The sequence below is a fragment of the Streptomyces sp. NPDC005303 genome (assembly GCF_040607335.1).
Lineage (GTDB): Bacteria > Actinomycetota > Actinomycetes > Streptomycetales > Streptomycetaceae > Streptomyces.
This window is the reverse complement of the sequence record NZ_JBEXGM010000004.1, coordinates 143,249-165,842: the sequence shown is the minus strand read 5'-3', so window position 1 is coordinate 165,842 and position 22,594 is coordinate 143,249. Positions and strand designations below refer to the sequence as shown.

At 70.9% G+C, this 22,594-nt stretch carries 14 protein-coding genes; 13 read left to right on the top strand and 1 reads right to left on the bottom strand.

Annotated features, from left to right (window positions below):
- The first annotated feature begins 255 nt into the window (after positions 1 to 255).
- The 4 genes from ABZT93_RS08880 (at position 256) to ABZT93_RS08865 (ending at position 3,495) form a co-directional block, all read left to right on the top strand.
- Positions 256 to 918: an HdeD family acid-resistance protein gene (locus ABZT93_RS08880; protein WP_356101023.1), complete on the top strand. Its 663-nt coding sequence runs from the start codon at positions 256 to 258 to the stop codon at positions 916 to 918.
- A gap of 162 nt (positions 919 to 1,080) precedes the next feature.
- The gene (locus tag ABZT93_RS08875) at positions 1,081 to 1,545 is read left to right on the top strand and encodes an SHOCT domain-containing protein (RefSeq protein WP_356101021.1); all 465 of its coding nucleotides are present in this window, start codon (positions 1,081 to 1,083) and stop codon (positions 1,543 to 1,545) included.
- A gap of 40 nt (positions 1,546 to 1,585) precedes the next feature.
- The gene (locus tag ABZT93_RS08870) at positions 1,586 to 2,032 is read left to right on the top strand and encodes a hypothetical protein (RefSeq protein WP_356101019.1); all 447 of its coding nucleotides are present in this window, start codon (positions 1,586 to 1,588) and stop codon (positions 2,030 to 2,032) included.
- A gap of 59 nt (positions 2,033 to 2,091) precedes the next feature.
- Entirely contained in the window at positions 2,092 to 3,495 is a 1,404-nt protein-coding gene (locus ABZT93_RS08865; protein WP_356101017.1) for a diacylglycerol kinase family protein, read from the top strand.
- Between the two features lie 119 nt (positions 3,496 to 3,614).
- Here the strand turns inward: ABZT93_RS08865 and ABZT93_RS08860 are convergent, their stop codons facing one another.
- Positions 3,615 to 6,575, bottom strand: coding sequence for a GH59 galactosidase (locus ABZT93_RS08860; protein WP_356101015.1), 2,961 nt, complete (start codon positions 6,573 to 6,575; stop codon positions 3,615 to 3,617).
- A 180-nt stretch (positions 6,576 to 6,755) separates the two neighbouring features.
- Here ABZT93_RS08860 and ABZT93_RS08855 point away from each other — a divergent pair, with 180 nt between their 5' ends.
- The 9 genes from ABZT93_RS08855 (at position 6,756) to ABZT93_RS08815 (ending at position 22,590) form a co-directional block, all read left to right on the top strand.
- A complete protein-coding gene (locus tag ABZT93_RS08855; protein WP_356101013.1) occupies positions 6,756 to 8,570 on the top strand; it encodes an ABC transporter ATP-binding protein in 1,815 nt (604 codons plus the stop codon).
- A 1,015-nt stretch (positions 8,571 to 9,585) separates the two neighbouring features.
- Complete coding sequence (locus ABZT93_RS08850) at positions 9,586 to 10,956, top strand: sugar transferase (RefSeq protein WP_356101467.1); 1,371 nt, start codon at positions 9,586 to 9,588, stop codon at positions 10,954 to 10,956.
- 73 nt (positions 10,957 to 11,029) lie between these two features.
- Positions 11,030 to 12,346, top strand: a complete 1,317-nt coding sequence (locus tag ABZT93_RS08845; protein ID WP_356101011.1) for a nucleotide sugar dehydrogenase — start codon at positions 11,030 to 11,032, stop codon at positions 12,344 to 12,346.
- The gene (locus ABZT93_RS08840; protein WP_356101009.1) at positions 12,336 to 13,604 is read left to right on the top strand and encodes a glycosyltransferase family 4 protein; all 1,269 of its coding nucleotides are present in this window, start codon (positions 12,336 to 12,338) and stop codon (positions 13,602 to 13,604) included. Before ABZT93_RS08845 ends, ABZT93_RS08840 begins: the two co-directional genes overlap by 11 nt.
- A complete protein-coding gene (locus ABZT93_RS08835) occupies positions 13,601 to 14,971 on the top strand; it encodes a Wzz/FepE/Etk N-terminal domain-containing protein (protein WP_356101007.1) in 1,371 nt (456 codons plus the stop codon). The genes ABZT93_RS08840 and ABZT93_RS08835 overlap by 4 nt, the downstream gene beginning before the upstream one ends.
- A complete protein-coding gene (locus tag ABZT93_RS08830) occupies positions 14,968 to 16,521 on the top strand; it encodes a Wzz/FepE/Etk N-terminal domain-containing protein (protein WP_356101005.1) in 1,554 nt (517 codons plus the stop codon). The genes ABZT93_RS08835 and ABZT93_RS08830 overlap by 4 nt, the downstream gene beginning before the upstream one ends.
- Positions 16,522 to 16,524: 3 nt before the next feature.
- Complete coding sequence (gene asnB / locus ABZT93_RS08825) at positions 16,525 to 18,459, top strand: asparagine synthase (glutamine-hydrolyzing) (RefSeq protein ID WP_356101003.1); 1,935 nt, start codon at positions 16,525 to 16,527, stop codon at positions 18,457 to 18,459.
- Positions 18,460 to 18,475: 16 nt separating this feature from the next.
- Positions 18,476 to 20,653 carry a bi-domain-containing oxidoreductase gene (locus ABZT93_RS08820; protein ID WP_356101001.1) on the top strand — a complete coding sequence of 726 codons (2,178 nt, stop codon included), beginning with the start codon at positions 18,476 to 18,478 and terminating at the stop codon, positions 20,651 to 20,653.
- Positions 20,650 to 22,590, top strand: a complete 1,941-nt coding sequence (locus ABZT93_RS08815; protein ID WP_356100999.1) for an alginate lyase family protein — start codon at positions 20,650 to 20,652, stop codon at positions 22,588 to 22,590. The genes ABZT93_RS08820 and ABZT93_RS08815 overlap by 4 nt, the downstream gene beginning before the upstream one ends.
- Positions 22,591 to 22,594 lie beyond the last annotated feature (4 nt).

Genomic DNA, 22,594 nt, shown 5'->3' with positions numbered 1-22,594 from the left:
CCGCGACTTGAAGTGGCCGCGACTCGAACGAGGCGCACGGGCAAGGGCGTCGGAGCCTACCGCCGCCCACCTCGGCTCCCAGCTCACCGGACCGGACCGGACCGGCACGGCCTGGACCGGACCGGACCGGCCCGGCGGGTCACCCGTGACGGGTGACGCGGCCGGGGACGGTGCGCGGGACGCTGGGCCGCATGATGGGCTCCGTACCGCCCCGGCGCCACGGAGACGACCCGTCCGACGGTGCGAGGAGGAGCCATGACCGTGCCGCGTGGATCGGCACCGCCCACAGCAGCCGAGCGCAGCCCCTACGGCGGCGCCCCCGACCGCACGGCCGTAGGCGCGGACGTACTGGCGCGGCTCGGCCGTTCCTGGACCTGGATCCTGGGTTCCGCGATCGCCACGCTCGTGCCGGGCGTCCTCGTGCTGGTCTGGCCGGACGAGACCCTGCACGTCCTCGCCGTCCTCATCGGCCTGTACCTGCTCGTGACCGGAGCTTTCCGGTTCGTCGCAGTCTTCTCCCGGGGCACGCCCGGCGAACGGCTCCCCGGTCTGCTCACAGCCGTGCTCTGCGTCCTCGCCGGGGTGCTGTGTCTGCGCAATCCGCTCCAGACCATCGCAGCGCTCTCCCTGATCGTCGGAGTGGTCTGGCTCGTGTCCGGGATCCTCACCCTCTACACCGCGATCACCGTCGAGGACCTGCCGCACCGCGCCTTCGTGGTGGGCGCGGCGGTGATCGGCATCGTCGCCGGGATCGTGGTGCTGGCCCTGCCCGCCGAGTCGGCCCGTGCGCTGACCCGGCTGCTCGGCCTGTGGCTCGTACTGCTCGGCCTGTTCGAGCTGGTGCTTGCCCTCGCCTGGCGGGCCGCGCTGCGCAGGTCGGCCATCACGGACCGCGAGGAGCCCGCGGCCGACGGCTGAGACGTAGAGCCCGTTCCCGCTGGTACTGCTCGCTCCGCTCACAGACCCGGCCGAGGCGCCCGCTCACCCGCGCGGGGTGAAGTCGCCCGCCTCTTGCCGTGGGCACGCTGAGGGCGGCACAGACAGGCGGCCGGGCGAAGGCCCCGGACGGAGGAGAGTGACATGAGTGCGTCCACGTACCTCGCATACGACTATCCGCTGCTGAGCGTCTTCTGGTCCATGCTGTGGTTCTTCCTGTGGATCATGTGGTTCGTCCTGCTCTTCCGGGTCGTCGTCGACATCTTCCGCGACGACGCCCTGAGCGGCTGGGGCAAGGCCGGCTGGCTGGTGTTCACGATCGTCCTGCCCTTCCTGGGCGTCTTCGTCTACGTCATCGCCCGCGGCAGGAACATGGGGCATCGCGAGGTCGCGCAGGCACGGGAACAGCAGCAGGCCTTCGACTCGTACATCCGGCAGACCGCCAAGGACGGCGGTGGCACCACCAGCGTCGACGAACTCGCCAAACTCTCGGAGATCCGGGCCAAGGGCGACATCACGGACGCGGAGTTCGCCCGGGCGAAGGAACTGGTCCTGAGCGGACACGGTTCCGGGACATCCGCCGACGCCGCCGCCACGTCCCGGCACTGAGCACACCGGCCGAAAGAGCCGAAAGAAACGAGGGGTCAGGATGACCGCCACACACACCACCCACCGGTCCACGGCCAAGCAGAACTGGGCCGCCGGCACGATGGTCTTCGCGGGCGTCATGCTGATGCTCGCCGGACTGCTCGACATCTTCCGGGGCATCATGGCCATCGCCGAGGACGACGTCTTCGTCACGACGCGCAACTACGTCTTCGAGTTCGACCTGACCAGCTGGGGCTGGATCCACCTCGCCCTGGGAGTGCTCGGCGTGGTCGTGAGCCTCGGGCTCTTCCGCGCGGCGACCTGGGCGCGGGTGGCCGGGGTGGCCATCGCCGGACTCATCATCATCGCGAACTTCCTGTCCCTGCCGTACTACCCGGTCTGGTCGGTCGTCCTGATCGCGTTCTCGGCATTCGTCATCTGGGCCCTGTGCACGGTCCGGCGTGACGACTCCTTCGAGCCGTTCGAGAGTCCCGGGCGCGACATCTGACGATCTGTCTGTCACTCCCGGCCCGCGGAACGGCACTACACCGGGAGGAGGGCGAGGAGATGGGACGGCACCAGAGCTCCGGTGCGCAGACCGGCAGCGTCCTGCGGGCCCGTCTCGCTCTCCTGGCCCTCCTGTGCAGCATCCTGGTGCCGCTCCTCCTGGCCGGGTTGCGCAGTGTGCTGTGGGCCCTCGTCGGCATCGCGGGGCTGGCGCTCGCCGCCGTCGGGGTGTGGTGGACGCTGGCCCACACCGGCGCCTTGCGTGTCCTCGGGCTGGTGCTGTCGGTGACCGCGCCGCTCACCGTGCTCTCCCTGTACAGCGCGTCGGGGATGCTGGGGCCGGCCTGTCTGTCCCTGGCCCTGTGGATGCTGGCCGTCGTCTCGGCACGCACGGCCCTGGCGCCACCGCGTGCCGTGGCCGAGCGTGTCGAAGCTCCGCACGATCCCTGGCTCGTGATGAACCCGCGTTCCGGCGGCGGCAAGGTGGAACGCTTCGGCCTGGTGGACAAGGCCCGGGCGGCGGGCGCCCGGGTCGTGCTGCTCGACGGCCACCAGGACGTGGTGGGCCTCGCCCGGCAGGCCGTGGCCGAGGGCGCCGATCTGCTCGGGGTGGCCGGTGGCGACGGCACCCAGGCCCTGGTGGCCGAGGTGGCGGCGCGCCACGATGTGCCCTTCGCCGTGATCCCCGCGGGCACCCGCAACCACTTCGCCCTCGATCTCGGCCTCGACCGCGACGATCCCGCGGCGGCCCTGCAGGCCCTCACCGACGGCGTGGAACTCCGCGTGGACCTCGGATTCGCCGCCGACCGCGTCTTCGTCAACAACGCGTCCTTCGGGACGTACGCGTCCGTCGTGGCCGACCCCGCGTACCGTGACGCCAAACTGCACACGACACTGCGGACCCTCCCCGGTCTCCTCACCGGCGAGGACGCCCCGGGTCTGCGGATCCGGGCAGGCCCCACGCACGTCGGTGCGCTCCAAGCGCTGCTCGTCAGCAACAACCCCTATCTGCGGGCGGTCGACGCGGCCCGTCCCGGGCGCCGTGAACGGCTCGACTCGGGGCTGCTCGGTGTGCTGGGCGTGCGGGTGGCCAACACGGCCCAGGCGGCTCGCCTGGTGCGCGGTGCCCGCTCCGGGGCTGTCATGCGACTGCGGGCCGACGAGGTCGTCGTGGACGCGGACACCGCTGACATCGCCGTCGGCATCGACGGAGAGTACGTCGTGCTGCCGACTCCCGTGGTGTGCCGGACCGCTCCCGGAGTGCTGCGGGTCCATGTGCCACGCCATCGCGCCGGAAGGCCGGTGACCGGGGCGCCGGCCGACTGGCGTCGCGTGGCACGGCTCGCTCGGGCCGGGCTGCCCAGGTCCCGGCGAAGGGCCCCGACGGCCGAGCCGGACGCCGACCGGGAGCGGGGCGGCCGACCGGGCGGGGCCCTGAGAGCTCGTGGCGACGGTCTCGGCTGAGGGCTCCGGGCGGGGGCGGGGCACCCGGCCGGACGGCCCGATCAGGGCGCGATCACGTCACCGTCGAAGTCGAACCGTGCGACGCGCGGAACGCCGCCGTGCGAGGACCGCCTGCTCGGTCAGCCCTCCTTGCGCACCAGCCCGTCATAGGCGTCGCCCAGCCTGCTCGCGAGCTGCTCGACACCGAGGGTGTCGAGGCCCCGTTGCCCGGACACCGCGGCCCTGGCGGCCGTGCGCGCGCCGGCGAAGAGGGCCCAGGAGTCGGCCGTGTAGTCGGTCCGTTCCGGGGAGCCCACCGCGTCGAGAGCTGCCCGGACCGGCATGGTGTCGACCCGCCCGTCCACGTCGCCCGAGAGCGCGGTGAAGGCGTCGAGGACGATCTTCCCCGACTTCAGGGTGAACGTCACCGTGTGCCTGCCGTCGGGCAGACCTCGCAGCGAGTACGTCGCCTGGCGCTTGTCGGTGGCGGTGGTCCTGGCATCCCGGGCGACGGGCCGGCCGTCCACCGAGACGTCGAGGACGGCAGTGCCGTCGTTGCCGCCGACGACGTCGACGCCCGTGCCGCGGAAGGGCACGGTCACGGTTGCGCCGGCGGTGGTGCTGGTCGATGTCGACCGGTACCAGTTCATCGCGTCACCGAGGGCGGCGTTGCGGCTCCAGGTGCCGTCGTAGCCGACCGAGCCGTCCATGTTGTCGGTCAGCGTGTCGGCGTACGGGGTGTATCCGGCGACCTTCTCGACCTTCAGGTTGTCGAACGCGGTCCGGTGGAAGTCGGTGCCGAGCTTGACGCGCCCCTCGGTCACCGGCGCCGGGTCCTGGTAGGTGGCGACGGCCTGTCCGTCGACGTACGCGGTGACGGTCGCGCCCGTGGCCTCGACGGCGAGGCGGTAGCGGTCGGACGCGGCGACCGAACCGGTCCGGACGGCCGTGCCGTACCTGTACAGGGTCCAGCCGCCGGACGGGCCGATCCCGACGCTGTACGCGGCGTCCGTCGCCGCCATGCCCTTCTGCTGGCGTACACCGAGGGTGGCGAGGCCGCCCTGCGGGTCGGGGAAGGACACGTCGACCGAGGCCCGGTAGTTCTCCCAACGGAAGTCACCCACCGTGGTGTTGGGGGTGTTCCGGTTCCAGGCGCCGGTGTCCTTCATGGACTGGTCCAGGTACTGGTACAGCACGTTGTCGCCGTCGGCGTCCTTGCCGACCTCCCACGCGCCGGTCTGGTCGACCAGGTAACGGGGCTGGTTGCCACGGGACTTGAGGTACGCCTGGGACACCTTGCGCGCGCCGTTGCCGGTGCCGACCTCGACCCGGCCCTCCTCGTCGTACCCGAAGTCGTCGGCGTACAGGACGGAGTCGTGGGTGTCGTGCCTCTTGCCCGTCGCGTCGGTGTCGAGCACCGTGCGGGCCGACGAGGAGGGCAGCCGCTGGTTCGTCGCCTTGTCGCGGCTGCGGTCCAGCGTGGTGAACGTGACGATCGAGCGGGGCTTCACCGGGTAGGTGTAGTAGCCGTCGCCGTCGGGGCGGATCTCGGCGGCGAGGTGCTTGAAGTTCGCGTCGTAGGCCTGGCCGGGGTCCGCCGCGCGGGTCTCCCAGACCTCCATGGTGGGATCGCCGCCCAGGTCCATGTTCTCGGCCTTGATGCGATAACTCTTCGTCGCGTCACTGTCGTTGACGGCGATCGTCGAGAAGTCCTTTTTCTCCGGGTCGGCGAGCGTCATGTAGCTGGGCGCGCCGTTGGAGCCGTCGACGTTCTCGGTGCCGCTCACCCCGCTGTAGCTCGCCTCCGGCACGGTGCGCCAGATGCCGGCCGTGTCGGTGTCGTTCTCCCAGCCGGTCTTCGCGAACTGGGTGAAGTGCTGCATCACGTAGACGGCGGCGTCGTAGTGGATGCTCCCGGACCATGGGTCGCGGGCGCTGACCAGCTCCTTGTGGCTGTACTGGGCGCCCTCGTAGAAGGCCCCGATCGCCGGCTGGAAGATGTAATGGGTCCGCTTGGAGTTGGCGTAGCTCTTCACGGAGCGGTTGGCGATGTCGAGGGCGCTCTGCACACCGCCGATCCCGGTGCTCGCGCCGCCCGGGCCCTCGGTGTTGGCCACCCGGTAGTCCGTCCAGCCGAAGGATCCGACGCCCTCGCTGTACCAGACCTCCTTGTCCTGGCCGCGGGCGTTGTCACCGGTCGCCAGCTTCGTGTACGGCCGGTAGCCGGCGCTGTCGGGGGTGCCGTCGAGTCGGTCCTCGGTGGTGTAGTGGTAGCCCACCGCGTCGACCGTGCCGAAGAGTTCGGTGTCCGTGAGCATCGCCGGGCCGATGTTCTTCGTGGTGTTCTCGTCCGAGGCGACGATCTTGATGGCGTGGTACGCCTTCGCGGCGGCCTGCTGCTGACGAGGCGTCAGGCCATAGCGTGGGTCGGCGAATTCGGTGTCGTTCACCAGGGCGTTCTTGTACCACTTGACGAAGGAGATGTCGGGTTTCGTGGTCTCGTTGGTGTCCGGATTCACGTAGTCGACCATGTACCCGTACTTCTGGTACGCGTCGAGGATCGTCTCCTTGTACCACTTGTACATCTCGTCGGTGCCGGTGCCCTTGTTCCACTCGCTCTGGACCCACTGGGGCATGACCCAGCGCAGGATCGAGACCTTGAGCTCCGGGTTCACCGTCTTGGCGTCGGCGGCGAGTTGGAAGCCGGGGGAGCGGGACGCGTCGGCGAGTTCGTCCGCCGTGCGCATGGTCGCCGGATCGGAACCGGTCGACGTGTTGGTGTCCGAACCCATCTCGATCTTGACATGGTTGATGAGCGGGTTCCTCCCGCCGAACAGCACTCCGATGAGCTGCCAGTACCGCTCGGGGTGCTCCGCCTTGTAGTCCATCAGCAGATTGCTCGTGCTGTTGCAGCTGAGCAGACCGAGGCCCTTGTAGGTGAGGCCGTTCACGTTGTCGGCGCGTACGTCACTCCCGTCGACCACGATCTGCACGGGGTCGTCCGCGGAGTGGGCGGCGGGTGCCGCGGTCACTCCTGCCGCCAGTGCCATGGTGGTCGCCGCGGCGAGCGAGGCCCAGCCGAATCTTCGCTGCATACCCATTCGGGGGACCGTAGATTGCAAGCGCTTTCTACGTCAATCCCCTTGCGGTGCTTCAGATTTGGCGGTCGTTGCGACGGTTCCCGAGGGTGACGACCTGCCGAAAAACGCGTGGACCGCGAGGCCGTCGCCGCGGGACACTGCCGAACTCGGACCGCAACCCCCCAGACACACAGGGTAATAATGCAGACGCCTGAGGCACCGAAGACCACACCGCGCAAGGGCGCGGTGCTCCTCGCACTTCGCTACTACGGACGGGAGTTGGCCCGGCTGCGGTGGCTGACCCTGCCCGCCATGCTGCTGTCCGCGCTGGGCAGCACCGGCATCAACTACATCGCGCCCCTGATCGTCGCGAAGCTCGCCGGCGACATCGCCGACGGCGACGAGTTCACCGTCGGTTCGGCGCTGCCGTACGTCCTGGGTTTCGCCGGTGTCCTGCTGCTCGCGGAAGCGCTGTGGCGGGTCGCCCTGCACTGTCTCAACCGTCTCGACGCCCTCGGCATCGAGCACCTGTACGTGATCGGGATGGACGAACTGTTCGCCAAGGACGCCTCGTTCTTCCACGACAACTTCGCCGGGTCGCTGACCAAACGCGCCCTGAGCTTCGCCACCCGTTTCGAGCCGTTCGTCGACACCCTGGCGTTCCAGATCGTGGGCAGCCTCGTGCCGCTGCTGTTCGGCTCGGTGGTGCTCTGGCGCTACGAACCCCTGCTCGTCGTAGGGCTGTTGGTCATGATCGCGGTGACGGCGCTGTGTGCGGCGCCGCTCATCCGACGCCGCCAGGAACTGGTCGCCGAGCGCGAGGCGGCCGTCGCCCGGGTGGCCGGGCACGTCGCTGACAGTCTGATGAACATGGACACGGTCCGGGCCTTCGGCGCCGAGGAGCGCGAGGCCGCCGAACACCGCTCCCGCGTCGCGGTCTCACGCCGGCTCACGCTCAGGTCGTGGGACTACGGCAATCTGCGCATCGACACCTTCGTCGCGCCGATGTCCGTGCTGACCAACGCGCTCGGACTGCTGCTCGCGGTCGCCCTCGGTGGGGGCGAGCACGGCGTCGAGGCGGTCGTCGTCGCCTTCACCTACTACTCCAACGCGACCCGGATCATGTTCGAGTTCAACCAGATCTACCGTCGCCTGGAGAGCTCGATGACGGAGGCCGCGCAGTTCACCGAGCTCCTCCTGTCCCCGCCGACCGTGCTCGACCCGCCGTCCCCGGAGCCGCTGCTGCCCGGGAGGGCCGATGTCCGCTTCGAGCAGGTGAGCTTCGCCCACGCGGGTGCGGAGTTGCTCTTTGAAGGGCTCGACCTGGTCGTGCCCGGTGGGACGAAGGTGGGGCTCGTCGGCCGGTCGGGCGGCGGCAAGACCACGCTGACCCGGCTGCTGCTGCGGATGCAGGACATCGACGGCGGCCGGATCCTGGTCGGCGGACAGGACATCAGCAGGCTCCGCCAGAGCGACCTGCGCAGTCTCATGGCCTACGTTCCGCAGGACCCGGCCATGTTCCACCGGACCCTGCGGGACAACATCGCCTTCGCCCGGCCGGACGCCACCGACGCCGAGATCCGCCGTGCCGCCGAGGCGGCCCACGTCACGGAGTTCGCCGACGCGCTGTCGGAGGGGTTCGACACCCTCGTGGGAGAGCGCGGCGTCAAACTGTCCGGCGGGCAGCGCCAGCGCGTCGCCCTCGCCCGGGCGATCCTGCGCGACGCGCCGATCCTTCTCCTGGACGAGGCGACCAGCGCGCTGGACTCGGAGAGCGAGATCCTGGTCCAGGAGGCGCTGTGGCGGCTCATGGAGGGGCGGACCGCGCTCGTGGTGGCCCACCGGCTGAGTACGGTCGCGGGCATGGACCAGCTCGTCGTCCTCGACCGCGGGCGGATCGTCGAGCAGGGCAGCCACCAGGAACTGCTCGCCCTGGACGGCCCGTACGCGAAGCTGTGGCACCACCAGTCGGGCGGGTTCCTCGAAGACGACCCGGTGGAGGCCGAGTTGCACTGAACGGGCGAGTGTAGACAAGGAGGTCAGGTGACCGGGGGCGTCCTGTGCGGGGCGCCGCGCGGGCCGGTGAGCGGTGACGCCGACCGTGAGGCGCTACGGGCCGATCGCCCCAGCCTCCAAAGCGGCATGACCACACGGTCGTTGAGGTGGGATGCCGGCCGGACCGGCGGCCTTCGGCCGGACTGGCGGGAACGTCGGGGCTGGTTTCCGCCCTCTGGCCGGGCTGAGCCGGTTCGTGTCCACTTCTGCACCGTTCTCACCCCACTCCGTACGCCGAGGGCAGCGCGCCGGTTTCGCAGGAGGCGTTTTTTGGCCTTCCGTCGGCGGCGTCTTGATCGGCTGCGCCGCCCGGCGGTCCCTCCGCGGGATACCGTCCTGCAACCCGAGACTGCTGTCTTCGCAGGTCACGAGGACCGCCTTGGTGGCTGAAGCGTGTGCGGCGGTGACGACTCCAGTGCCTCATCTTCAAATCGTAAGCACATATTCCACACATGCCCCCTTGCAGACGGGTCTTGATGGTCTAGATTGACCTTGCTGCCCATGGTGGGACACGGGGCGACAAATAGTGATCTATGGGTCTGACGCTGCGGCCAGTGAGCAGAAACGTCTCGGCGTCAGTCTCGGGGGTGGTTGGCTCTTGGAACCCGAGGGGGGCTTCGGGTGCGGGGAGCATCCGAGGTTTCAGTGGGTTCCCGAACAGCTCGAGAGTCTGGCGGAACGTACAAGTCTGCTGCTTCCTGGGCGAGTTCTTTACTCAACGTTGACCTAGGCATGTCACCTGGGGCCTGCTCGGAGAGCAACAGCGCAGGGCGGGGCCTGCGAGGAACGGTGCGGGAGGCGGGGGCCTCCCGGAGGGGGGAGGAACGATGTCTGGCAATCACGTCGTACCACTGGGGACCGGGGGGCTTCCGTGCCGGATGGGGGAATAGTCGAGCCCTTTCCGGCGGCGCACGCGCTGACGGACGGGGCGACAGGCCAGTCGGCGAACGACTGGGAGCAGCGGTACCGCCGTACCGTGATCACCAGCGACACCGTGACCACCGCCTTCGTGGTGGCGGCGATCGGCGAGTTCTTCGGCGCCCGGGACGCGGCCAACTGGCACGAGAAATGGGGAATCCTCGCCTTCGGCACCGAGCTGCTGGTGCTGGGAGCGTTCGGGGTGAGCCGGGCGTGGGCTCCGGCCGTTCTCGGCCAGGGTGCCGAGGAATTCCGTCGGCTGGGGCGCTCGCTGTTCGCGGCGACCGTCGTGCTGGCGCTCGGCGGGATCGCCCTCACCTCGCGCAACATCAAGCTCTGGATCTTCGTCGCGATCCCCGCGATCGCGCTCGTCACCATGACCGCGCGGTATCTGCTCCGCCTCGGGCTGCACAAACAGCGCAAGGAAGGGCAGTGTCTGAGACCGGTGCTCGCTGCCGGGAGCCCGGCCACCGTGCGCGACCTGATCAGCCGCACCCGCAAGTTCCCGCACCTCGGATGGCGAGTGGACGGGGTGTGCACGACGGACGGGCGCGGGCTCGACGGTGACGAACTGGACGGAGTGCCGGTCCTCGGCCAGCTGACGGACGTCGCCAAGTACGTGGAACACGACGGCTATCGTGTCGTCGCGATCACCCCGGATCCGTACTGGACACCGGAGCGGCTGCAGCGGCTGGCCTGGAACCTCGAGGGCAGCGATGCCGAGATGGTCGTGGCCCCGGTGCTGATGGAGGTGGCCGGCCCGCGGCTGCACGTCGACGCCGTGCTCGGGATTCCGCTGCTGCGGGTCAGCATGCCGACGTTCACCGGGGGCCGCCGGGCGATCAAGGCGGTCGCCGACCGGCTGGGCTCGGCGATCCTGCTGATCCTGTTCGCGCCGCTGATGCTCTTCGTCGGACTGCTCGTGGTGACGGACAGCCGGGGCGGGGCGTTCTACCGCCAGCGCAGGGTCGGCAAGGACGGCCGCGAGTTCACCATCCTCAAGTTCCGCACCATGGTCGTCGGGGCCGACCTGGCACGTGCCGAGTTGGCCGACCGCAACGAGGGCGCGGGGCTGCTGTTCAAGATGCGCCGGGATCCGCGGGTGACCCGGGTGGGAACAGCGCTGCGCCGGTACTCGCTCGACGAACTCCCGCAGCTGTTCAACGTACTCACCGGATCGATGTCGCTCGTCGGTCCGCGCCCTCCGCTGCCGGAGGAGTCCGCCGCGTACGGCCCGGACATCCGGCGGCGACTGCTGGTCAAGCCCGGCCTCACCGGCCTGTGGCAGATCAGCGGACGCAGCGACCTGCCGTGGGAAGAGGCCGTCCGCCTCGACCTGCGGTACGTGGAGGACTGGTCGCTCGCCCTGGACGCGGTGATCTTGTGGAAGACGCTGCGCGCGGTGCTCTACGGCCAGGGGGCCTACTGATGTGCGGGGGGCGCCGTTTCGACGGCGGGCGTACCGCAGGCCACAAGGGCCTGCCTGGGGGGAGGAACGGGTCATGAGAATCAGCGTGTTCGGGCTCGGCTACGTGGGCTGCGTGTCGGCCGCGTGCCTGGCCGGCATGGGGCACGAGGTCATCGGCGTGGACGTCAACCAGGTGAAGGTCGACCTGGTCAACGACGGCAAGGCGCCGGTGGTCGAGGAGCGGATCGGCGAACTCACCGCCGACGTCGTGCGGACCGGTGCGCTCCGCGCCACCACCGACGTCCGTGAGGCGATCATGGACAGCGAGGTGTCGCTGATCTGCGTGGGCACCCCGTCGGAGCCCAACGGCAGCCTGTGCACCACCTACTTGGAGCGGGTCACCGAGGAGATCGGCGCCGCGCTGGCCGAGCGGGGCGGGCGGCACACCGTGGTGTTCCGCAGCACCATGCTCCCGGGCACCTGCCTGAACCTCCTGGTGCCGATCCTGGAGAAGAACATCGGCGGTACTGCCGGTGTGGACGTCGGGGTCGCGGTCAACCCGGAGTTCCTGCGCGAGGGCACCAGCGTGCGGGACTTCTTCGACCCGCCCAAGACCGTCATCGGCGAACTCGACCCGGCCAGCGGCGACGTGGTGGCCGCGCTGTACGAGGGCCTGCCCGGCGAGGTGTTCCGGGTGCCGGTCCCGACGGCCGAGGCGATCAAGTACGCGGACAACGCGTTCCACGGCCTCAAGATCGGCTTCGCGAACGAGCTGGGCGCGGTGTGCCAGGCGCTCGGGGTGGACTCGCACCAGGTGATCGACGTGTTCCTGGCCGACCGCAAGCTGAACATCAGCCCCGCCTACCTGCGGCCCGGCTTCGCCTTCGGCGGCTCCTGCCTGCCCAAGGACCTGCGCAGCCTGGTGTACGCGGCACAGCGGGCCGACGTCTCGGTGCCCATCCTCTCCCACGTGCTGCCCTCCAACTCCGACCACCTCCAGCGTGCCGTGGACCTGGTGGAGCGCACCGGCAAGCGGAAGGTGGGCCTGTTCGGGCTGTCCTTCAAGCCCGGCACCGACGACCTCCGCGAGAGTCCGCTCGTCGAACTGGCGGAGCGGCTCCACGGCAAGGGGTACGACCTGCGGATCCACGACGCCAACGTGAGCCTCTCCCGGCTGATGGGTGCGAACCGCGAGTACATCGAGACCCGGCTGCCGCACCTCGCGCAGCTGCTCGCGGACTCCGTCGAGGAGGTGCTCGACCATGCCGAGGTGTGCCTGGTCGGGACCAAAGACCCGGCCGTCCTCGCGGCCCTGCCTCATGGCAGCGGCCCGGTGATCGTCGACCTCATCCGCCTTCCCGACGCCGAGACGCGCCGGACCGAACCGGGATACATGGGCCTTGCTTGGTAACGAAGTCAGCGGCGACGGCTCGGGCCGGCGCGCGCTGATCCTGGTGGAGAACCTGTCGGTGCCGTTCGACCGACGGGTGTGGCAGGAGTGCACGACGCTGCGCGACGCGGGCTGGGACGTGCACGTCATCTGTCCGCAGGGGGAGAAGCGGGACACGGAGCCGGAGGCGGTGATCGACGGGGTGCGGATCCACCGCTACCCGTTGCGCGCCGCCACCGGAGGACCGGCCGGCTACCTCAAGGAGTACGGATCGGCGCTCTGGCACACCGCCCGGCTGGCCCGCAAGGTCGGCCCGGTCCACGTGGTGCACGCCTGCAACCCGCCCGACCTGCTGTTCCTGTCGGCCCGTTGGCTGCGGCGGCGCGGCGCACGGTTCGTCTTCGACCAGCACGACCTGGTGCCCGAGCTGTACCTCTCCCGCTTCGACCGCGGCAAGGACCTGCTCTACCGCGCCGTGTGTGCGGTGGAACGGCGGACCTACCGTGCCGCGGACGTGGTGCTCGCCACGAACGAGAGCTACAAGGACGTCGCCGTGAGCCGTGGCGGCAAGCGGCCGGAGGACGTCTTCGTGGTGCGCAGCGCGCCCCAGATCGAGCGGTTCCAACCGGTGCCCGCCGAGCCGGAGTTGAAGCGCGGCAAGTCCCATCTGCTGTGCTATCTGGGCGTCATGGGTCCGCAGGACGGCGTCGACTACGCCCTGCGCGCCCTCGCCAAGCTGCGCGACGAGTTCGGGCGGACCGACTGGCACGCGGTGTTCGTCGGCTCCGGCGACGCCTTCGACGCGATGGTGGAGCTGTCCCGGCAGCTCGGGCTCACCGAGCAGGTGGAGTTCACCGGGCGCATCCCGGACGCCGATCTGGTGCGCTACCTGTCCTCCGCGGACGTGTGCCTGTCTCCCGACCCGCGCAATCCGCTCAACGACGTGTCGACCATGAACAAGGTCCTGGAGTACATGGCGATGGGCCGGCCGATCGTCTCGTTCGACCTGAAGGAGGCGCGCGTTTCCGCAGGTGACGCCGCCGTCTACGCGCCGGCCAACGACGAGGCCCAATTCGCCGAGCTCATCACGGTGTTGCTGGACGATCCGGACAAGCGGGCCCGGATGGGCAAGATCGGCCAGGAGCGGATCGGCGGGCAGCTTTCCTGGCCCAACTCGCAGGCGTCGCTGCTCGCCGCCTATGCCGCCGCGTGCCGGGACCGCAATGCGGTGTCTGCACGCGGTCCGGTGCGCACAAGGAAGAAGAGGCAGCGCAGTTGAACGAAGACACCATCCGCCTCATCACGATCGGGCGGATACTCCGTCGGCGGTGGCGGCTTCTGGCCGTCCTCGCCGTGGTGGGCGCACTGTTCGGTTACGGCACCTCGGTGCTGGTGTTCCCGCCCCGCTACACCGCCTCGGCACCAGTGCTGCTGCCAGGGGTGTGGGAGGAGCGAGAGCTGCTCACCCAGGTCGACATCGCCACCAGTCTGACCGTGGTCGACCGTACGGCCGACGCTCTGCACTGGTCCGACGTCAGCCGCTCCGAGCTGCGGGACCGCGTGAGCGCCACGGCCGGCGACGGGAACATCATCACGATCGCGGGTACGGCCGACACCCCGGAGCGAGCACAGCGGCTCGCCGACGGGGTCGCCCAGCAGTTCGTGCAGTTCGCCGCGGAGGTCGCGGGCAGCGGCGCCGACGCCTCAGCGGTCGCGCGGACCGAGGCGCTGCGCAAGCAGGTCGCGGAGACCAACCGGCGCATCTCCGAACTGGCCAAGGCGGCCGATCCGGGCCAGACCGTGGAGAGCGTTCAGTCCCGCACGGCGCTCGAGAACCTGCGCACCTCGCTGGAGGCGGCCATGAAGAAGCTGCAAGAGGCCGACCCGTCGAGCAACAAGTCAGGCATGGTCGTCATGGGGCAGGCCGCCCGTCCCACCGGTGAGGCGCCTCCGACGAGGATTCAGCTCATCGTGGGCGGGGCGCTGGTCTTCTTCCTGCTCGCGCTCGTCGGCCATCTCGTCGCCGCCCGGATGAACCGCCGACTGCGCACCGAACCCGAGATCGCCGCGGCACTGGGCTCGACGCCGCTGGGCGCCGTGGACGTGCCCGGTGAATGGCCCGCGCTCGGGACGGACGGCGTGGGCCGGGGAGCCCGGATCCGCCGCCTCCTCGGCGCCGACACCCCGTGGAACGTACCGGCCCTCGAGAAGTCCGGCGACGAGGCCGGCCGACGGCTCCGTTACCGGCGGGTGTGCGCCCGCCTCCGGGAGCAGCTGCCGGCTCCCCGGCGGCTGCTGGTCGTCGTACCGGACGGCGACGAGATCGCCCGCCGGGCCGCCGGGCAGCTGCTCGGCGAGGCCAAGAACGATCCGCTGCTGCGGGTGGTGGAGGTGTCGGTGGACCGGCCGATCGTGCCGGACCGAGGGACGGAGAACGGTGTCGTGGTGGTCCTCAGCGCCAACAGCTGGACCGCGGAGGAGCTCGCCGGCATCGCCGAGGCGTGCGCGGACGGCCGGCACGAGGTCGTCGGCGTCGTCGTCGCGGGCCCGGTCCAGGCCCGCCCCACGCGCTCTGCCGCCGACCTGCCGGACGACGCCACCCTCACGTTCGCGGTTCCCGGCCGCGCGACGGGAGGTCGGGCGTGACGACGAACACGACTTCACCCGAGTCGGCCGCCACCCCGCTCCTGGACCTTCAGGCGCTGGTGGTGTCGGTGCGCAGGCGCCGCCGCCTGTGGTGCGCCATGGCGGTCCTGGGCTTGCTGGCCGGCGCGGCAGTGGCGGTCCTGATGCCGCCGCCGCCGAGCGCGACGACCAAGGTGCTGGTCGCCCACGCGGAGGACCAGCCCAACGACACCGGAACGCTGATGCGCACCGACGTCGCGCTGCTGCAGACCACGCGGATCGCCGACGCGGCCCTGAAGTCCCTCAAGTCCCCGGACAAGCCTGAGGACTTCATGAAGGACTACCGGGGCACCGGCCTGACCAACAACCTGCTGCAGATCGAGGTGACCGGCGACGACGACGCGCAGGCGGTGGCCCGGGCCAAGGCGCTGGCCGACGCGTTCGTCGCGGACCACGTGCAGCGGATGAAGGCGACCGCGCAGGCCGAGTCCAAGGCCCTGCTCGACCAGCGTGACCGCACACGCGACGAGCTCGCCACGGTCAACAAGGAGATCAACGAACGCGCCACGGCGGGCGAGACGACGGGGGCGGCGAGCATCGAGTCGCTCTACGCCCGCCGGGCCGAACTGAACTCGCGGATCTCCGACTTCGACCAGCGCGCCGCCGAGGCCCGCACCGGCACGCCCGCGGTCGTCGCCGGCACGCAGATCGTCGACGACCCGAGCCCGGTACGGCACTCCCTGCCCAAGGCCGCTGCCACCGACGCCGCGATCGGTCTCGTCCTCGGGCTCTTCCTCGGGCTCGCGCTGGCCGCGGTCGGCGTGGTGGTCGGGGACCGCCCCGTACTGCGCCGGGACATCGCGGCGAACCTGGGTGCCTCGGTCATCTCGGAGCTGCCCCGCCGGTCGGGCAGGCCGTGGCAGCGCCGGCGGACCCGGCTGGCACGCGAACGGCTCACCGCGTCCCTGGCCCGCACCGCGCGCGGCTCCGCGGAACACCTGTCGCTGCTGGAACTGGGCTGTGCGCGCAGCACCAGCGCGATCGCCCTGAACGTCGCCCGGGCACTGGCGAGCGACGGGCCCGTGGTCGTCGTCGACGGTCTGCCGGGCTCGGAGCTCTCCGGCCGCCGTCCGAAGCCGGGGGATCCCACCGTGGTCAGCGGTCAACAGGCCGCGGCCGTGCCGGACCACGGGCGCCTGCTCGGCGTCGGCTCGGTGGCACCCGGCACCGCGTGGACCGACCTCCAGTACCTCGGTACCCAGACCGTGCTCGTCGTGCGTGCCGGGCACGGCAGCGCCGCATGGCTGCACACCGTGGCGCGGCAACTCGCGGACCAGCGCATCACGGTGGTCGGCGTGGTGCTGATCGACCCCGATCCGCGGGACCGGACCGACGGCACGCTCTGGGACGGGCTGCACGTCGCGCTGCGGGGGCACAGCGAGCGGACGGCCCGGCAGAACGGTGGGGGTACCTCCCACGCCGTTCAGGCAGTGGGGGACGGCCAGGTGAAGACGGAACGACAGCCGATGTGGGCCGCACGAGTCCCGGACAGCGACCAGGAGGTGCGGTAGGACATGTGTGGCATCGCAGGGACGTACCGATGGCCGGACGGCAAGATCGTCACCGACCGGCTCACCGACACCCTCGCCCACCGCGGCCCGGACGGGGCGGGCCGCTACGGCCACCCCGTCGGTGACGGCGAGGTGCAGCTCGGGCACCGCCGGCTGTCCATCATCGACCTGTCCGACACCGGCGCCCAGCCGATGGCCAAGGACGGGCTCGTCCTGACGTACAACGGCGAGCTGTACAACGCGCCCGAGCTGCGGGCCGAACTGGCGGCCGCCGGGGTGCGCTTCCGCGGTACCTCCGACACCGAGGTGCTGCTCGAGGCGTGGCGGCGCTGGGGCACGGACTGTCTGCCCCGGCTGCGCGGCATGTTCGCGTTCGGCATCTTCGACGAGCGCACCGGCGAACTGGTGCTGGTCCGCGACCAGTTGGGCATCAAGCCGCTGTTCGTGCTCCGGCGCGGCGAGGGCCTGATGTTCGCCTCCGAGCTCAAGGCGCTCGCCGGTGCGGCCGGCGGCAAGCTGGAGGTGGACCACGCGGCGCTGGTGGCCTCACTGCTCTACTACTGGGTGCCGGACTCACGCTGCGCCTTCCGCGAGGCGGAGAAGCTGCCGCCGGGCAGCTGGCTGCGGTGCCGGCCCGACGGCCGGGTGGAGCGCGGCCGGTTCTGGAACCTGAAGGACGTCGCCGCCGAGGGCCAGGAACGGGCCCGGGCCGGTGAACGCCCGGATCTGGCCGCCGTCGTCGAGGAGTCGACCCGCCGGCACCTGCTCTCCGACGTACCCGTGGCGACCTTCCTGTCCGGGGGCCTCGACTCGAGCTGGCTGACCGCCCTCGCGGCCCGTCACCAGCCGGGGATCTCCGCCTATACGATCGGGTTCCGCGCCGAGGACGCCAGGTTCGAGGCCATGCCCGACGACCTGCGCTATGCCCGGCAGGTGGCCGAGCAATTCGGCGTCGACCTCCACGAGATCGAGATCGCCCCGAACGTGCTCGACCTGCTGCCGCAGATGACGTACCACCTGGACGAGCCGATCGGCGACCCCGCCGCGATCAACACCTTCCTGATCTGCCAGGCCGCCCGGGAGGCCGGGGTCAAGGTGATGCTCTCGGGGATGGGCGCCGACGAGCTGTTCGCCGGGTACCGCAAGCACCTGGCCAACCTGCTCGCACTGCGCTACCAGCGCGTCCCGCGACCCCTGCGGCGCGGGCTGTCCGCGGCCGTGGACCGGCTGCCGGTCGCCACGTCCCGCAGGGGCCTCAGGTCGGTTCGCTTCGCGAAGCGGTTCCTCTCCTTCGCCGATCTGCCGGAGGAGACCGCGTTCCGGCGCAGCTACACCATGTACGACCAGAACGATCTGCTCGCCCTGATCGATCCGGACCTGGCGGGGACGGTCGACGACGTGGTGACCGAGCATGCCGACATCTACCAGGACAACGAGCTCGACGACTTCGTCAACCGCATGTGCCTGGCGGACTCCCGGATGTTCCTGCCGGGCCTGAACCTGGCCTACACGGACCGGTCGAGCATGGCCGCGTCGACCGAGGTGCGGGTGCCGTACGTGGACGTCGAGGTGGTCAAGGCGGCGTTCACTGTGCCGGGCGACCGCAAGATCGTCGGACGGCAGGGCAAGGCCGTCCTCAAGGAGGCGGCCACCTCGATCCTGCCCCGGGAGATCGTCTACCGGCCCAAGGGCCTGTTCAGCGCCCCGCTGCGGGCCTGGATGAGCCGGGATCTGGCACCGCTGGTGCGCGAGGTGGTCAACGACGGCGAGCTCGTGCGCTCCGGGTTCCTGCGCAGGGACGCGCTGAAGCGGATGGTCGCCGAGGACGCCGCCGGGCAGCAGGACTTCTCCAAGCATCTGTGGCATGTGCTGACCCTCGAGTACTGGTATCGCGACGCGACCTCCGGGTCCGGCCAGAGCACTCGGCAAACGGCTTAGGAATCAGGGGACTTCGGTGAAACAGGTAGTACAGAACTACAAGAGCGGCGAGCTTGCGGTGCTCGACGTGCCGGTACCGGGGTGCAAGCCGGGCGGTGTGCTGGTCCGCAGTGCCTTCTCGCTGATCTCCACCGGCACCGAGATGATGAAGGTGTCCGAGGCCGGCATGTCGATGCTGGGCAAGGCCCGCTCCCGCCCTGACCAGGTGGCCAAGGTCATGCAGAGTGTCGCCACCAACGGGGTGCCCGCCACCTACCGCAAGGTGATGGGCAAGCTGGACTCCTACACACCGCTGGGCTACTCGTTGTGCGGGGTGGTCGAGGAGGTCGGCGCCGGGATCGACGACGTGAAGGTCGGCGACCTCGTGGCCTGCGCCGGCAACGAGCACGCACTGCACGCCGAGCTGAACTGGGTGCCGAAGAACCTCTACGCACCGGTGCCGGACGGCCTCGCGCCCCGGCACGCGGCCTTCGGCACCGTCGGGTCGATCGCGATGCAGGGCGTCCGCCAGGGCGAGCCGCAGCTCGGCGAGGTCGCGCTGGTCATCGGCCTCGGGCTGATCGGGCAGCTGGTGGTGCAGCTCCTCACCGCCGCGGGAGTCCGCGTCGTCGGCGCCGACCCCGACCCCTCGCGCTGCGAACTCGCCGAGAGCCTGGGCGCCGCGGCTGCCGGCGACCCCTCGTCCGCGGCCGTGGAGGCCGCGGTGGCCGAACTCACCGACGGCCACGGCGTCGACCAGGTGTACCTGGCCGCCGGCGGCGGCAGCAACCAGCCCGTCGAGCTGGCCGCCCGCCTCTGCCGGGACCGCGGCCGGGTCGTCGACATCGGCAAGTGCCGCCTCGACCTGCCGTGGAACGCGTACTACGAGAAGGAACTCGACGTCCGCTTCTCCCGCAGTTACGGCCCCGGGCGCTACGACCCGTCGTACGAGCTGGAGGGGCGCGACTACCCGATCGGCTACGTGCGCTGGACCGAGCGCCGCAACCTGGCGTGCTTCCTCGACCTCATGGCCCGCGGCCGCGTCGACGTGGAGCCCCTGATCTCCCACGTCGCCGACTTCGACGACGCCGTCGAGACCTACCAGCGCCTCAAGGAAGGCGAGCTGAAGGCCATCACCGCGCTGTTCCGGTACCCCGAACAGGATGCCCAGGAGGCCGAGGCCCCGTCGGTGGCGCTGCCCGCGGTGAACGTGAAGCCGAGCCCCGCCGCCCGGACCGCCAAGACCCCGGTACGTCTCGCCTTCGTCGGCGCCGGCAACTACGCGACGTCGATGCTGCTGCCGCACCTCGCCCAGCGCGAGGGCGTCGAGCTGTCGACCGTCGTCACCACGACGTCGCTGTCCGGGGCCAACGCGCAGCGCAAGTTCGGATTCAAAGAGGCGACCACCGACCTCGACGCCGTGCTCGGCGACAAGTCCATCGACGCGGTGTTCGTGGTCACCAGGCACAGCTCGCACGCCGAGCTGACGCGGCAGGCACTGCTGGCCGGCAAGACCGTGTTCGTGGAGAAGCCGCTGGCGCTCACCGAGGACGAACTGGCCGGCGTGCTCGCGGCGGTGGAGGAGTCCGGCAACGACCGGCTCCAGGTGGGCTTCAACCGCCGGTTCGCGCCGCTGCTCCAGGAGGCCAGGACGCAGTTCGGCACCCGGACCGGCCCGGCACACCTGCGCTACCTGGTCAACGCGGGCCGCCTCACGCACGGCAGCTGGTACCTCCAGCAGGGCACCGAGGGCTCGCGGTTCGCCGGAGAGGGCGGCCACTTCATCGACACGGCGAGCTGGCTGCTCGACGCGGACCCGGTCTCGGTGTACGCGACCGCCACGTCCGGCAACGAGGACCTCCAGGTCGTGCTGCGCTACCCGGACGGTTCCACCGCCACGATCAGCTACGTCACCACCGGCCCGTCCGGCTTCCCCAAGGAGACGCTGGACCTCGTCGCGGACGGCCGCGCGCTGCGACTCGACGACTTCGTGCGTGCCTCGGTGTACGGCCGCAAGAAGTGGGTCAGTTCGAGGCTGCCCAAGGCACGGGACAAGGGCCAGAACGCCGAACTGGCCGCGTTCATCAAGGCGGTTCGGACCGGCGGACCGATGCCGGTGCCGCTGGAGTCGCTGGTCGCCACCACGGCGGCCACCCTCGCCGTGCAGGCCGGCCTGGCCGGTGGCGTGCCGGTGACGTTGGCGAGGTCCAAGTGACCATGAGCGTGGGCTGGTACCTCCGGCGGCTGTCCCGGATGGGGCCGCAGGAGGTCGCGGGCCGGGTGGGCGACACGGTGCGCAGACGGCGCTGGCGGTCGGCGCCGCCCGACTGCCCGAGCGTGATCGGCGCCCGGTTCACCGCCGTGCTGCCCGCCGGGACGATCGCCGCCGTACCCGCCGACGCCGCGAAACGCCTCGTCGCCGAGGCGGACCGGCTGATGGACGGGCACGCCGAGTTCTTCGGGGTGGTCCGCGACGACCTGGCCGACCCGGACTGGTGGCGCGATCCGAAGACCGGGCGCCGGGCCCCCTCGGGGTACGCCTTCGACGTGCCGTACCGCAGCGAGGACGCGGTCGGGGACATCAAGCAGATCTGGGAGCCGTCCCGGCACCAGTACCTCACCCAGCTCGCGGCCGCCTACGCGATCACCGGGAACGAGCGGTACGCCGAGCGGGTGGCCGAGCACCTGCGGTCGTGGTGGTCGGCCAACCCGCCGCTGCGCGGCGTCCACTGGATCAGCGGCATCGAGCTGGGCATCCGGCTGCTGTCCTGGGTGTGGATCCGCCGACTGCTCGACGGCTGGCCGGGCGCGGCCGACCTGTTCGAGGGCAACCCGGTGGCGCGCAACCAGATCTGGCACCACCAGCGCTGGCTGGCCGCCTTCCCCAGCCGGGGCTCCTCGGCGAACAACCACGTCATCGCCGAGGACGCCGGACAGTTGGCCGCGGCCTGCGCGTTCGACTGGTTCCCCGCCTCGGCGCGCTGGCGGGCCGACGCCCTGCGTTCGCTGGAGCGGCAGCTGCGTGGCAACACCTACCTCTCCGGACTCAACCGCGAGCTGGCCACCGAGTACCACGGACTGGTCCTGGAGCTCGGCCTGGCCGCGGTGGCCGAGGCGGACGCGGCCGGAGTGCAGGTCCCCGCGACCGTCCGTCTGGTGCTGCTGCGCATGACCGACGCGCTCGCGGCCGTCGTGGACAACCGGCTCCGGCCGCCGCGTCAGGGGGACGCGGACGACGGGCACGGTCTGATCGTGGACGGCGCGGGCACCGACCGCTGGGCCTCGCTGCTGGCCACCGGAGACGCCGTGTTCGGCCGGCTCGACTGGTGGCCGCAGGTGACCGCCACCGATGTGCGCACCCCGCTTGTGGCCGCGCTCGTCAAGCGCACCGAACCGTCGGTGACCCGCCCGGAGAGCCGGCCGGCCCACTTCGCCGACGCGGGCATGACGATCCTGCGCGGCCCGGAGGAGATCTGGTGCCGCTGCGACGGCGGTCCGCACGGCTTCCTGTCCATCGCCGCGCACGCCCACGCGGACGCGCTGTCCGTGGAGGTCCGGCACGACGGAGTCGACGTGCTCGCCGACCCGGGGACGTACTGCTACCACGGGCAGCCCGAGTGGCGGCAGTACTTCCGGTCGACCCTCGGCCACAACACCCTGCAACTGGACGGCGCCGACCAGTCCGTCTCCGGCGGCCCGTTCCTGTGGACCCGGCATGCCCAGACCCGTGTCCTGACCGCGGACCCGTCCGGCGAGCCGGCCCGCTGGTCCGCCGAGCACGACGGCTACGAGGGTTCCGTGCACCGCCGCAAGGTCGAACTGACCGCCGAGACCCAGGAGTTGCGGCTGGTCGACGAGGTGAGCGGCCCGCGCCGGACCGTGCGGCTGGCGTTCCACCTCGGCCCGGCGATCACCGCCGACCTGGTCGGAAACCGGGCCCGGCTCACCTGGACCCGCGACGGCGAGGACCGCTCCGCCGTACTCGACCTGCCCGAGGGGCTGTCCTGGCAGGCGCACCGCGGCGAGAGCGAGCCGCCGCTGGGCTGGTACTCCTCCGGCTTCGGGCGCAAGGAACCCGCCACCACCCTGATCGGCACCGGCTCGACCGACGGCACGGCGGGTTTCACCACCGTGCTCAGGTTCCGCGGCTAGGGGG

What these genes read in the sequence shown, in the direction of transcription:
- ABZT93_RS08880 (WP_356101023.1), top strand. Translation starts at nt 256, where the DNA reads ATGACCGTGCCGCGTGGATCGGCACCGCCCACAGCAGCCGAGCGCAGC.
- ABZT93_RS08875 (WP_356101021.1), top strand. Translation starts at nt 1,081, where the DNA reads ATGAGTGCGTCCACGTACCTCGCATACGACTATCCGCTGCTGAGCGTC.
- ABZT93_RS08870 (WP_356101019.1), top strand. Translation starts at nt 1,586, where the DNA reads ATGACCGCCACACACACCACCCACCGGTCCACGGCCAAGCAGAACTGG.
- ABZT93_RS08865 (WP_356101017.1), top strand. Translation starts at nt 2,092, where the DNA reads ATGGGACGGCACCAGAGCTCCGGTGCGCAGACCGGCAGCGTCCTGCGG.
- ABZT93_RS08860 (WP_356101015.1), bottom strand. Translation starts at nt 6,575, where the DNA reads ATGGGTATGCAGCGAAGATTCGGCTGGGCCTCGCTCGCCGCGGCGACC.
- ABZT93_RS08855 (WP_356101013.1), top strand. Translation starts at nt 6,756, where the DNA reads ATGCAGACGCCTGAGGCACCGAAGACCACACCGCGCAAGGGCGCGGTG.
- ABZT93_RS08845 (WP_356101011.1), top strand. Translation starts at nt 11,030, where the DNA reads ATGAGAATCAGCGTGTTCGGGCTCGGCTACGTGGGCTGCGTGTCGGCC.
- asnB (WP_356101003.1), top strand. Translation starts at nt 16,525, where the DNA reads ATGTGTGGCATCGCAGGGACGTACCGATGGCCGGACGGCAAGATCGTC.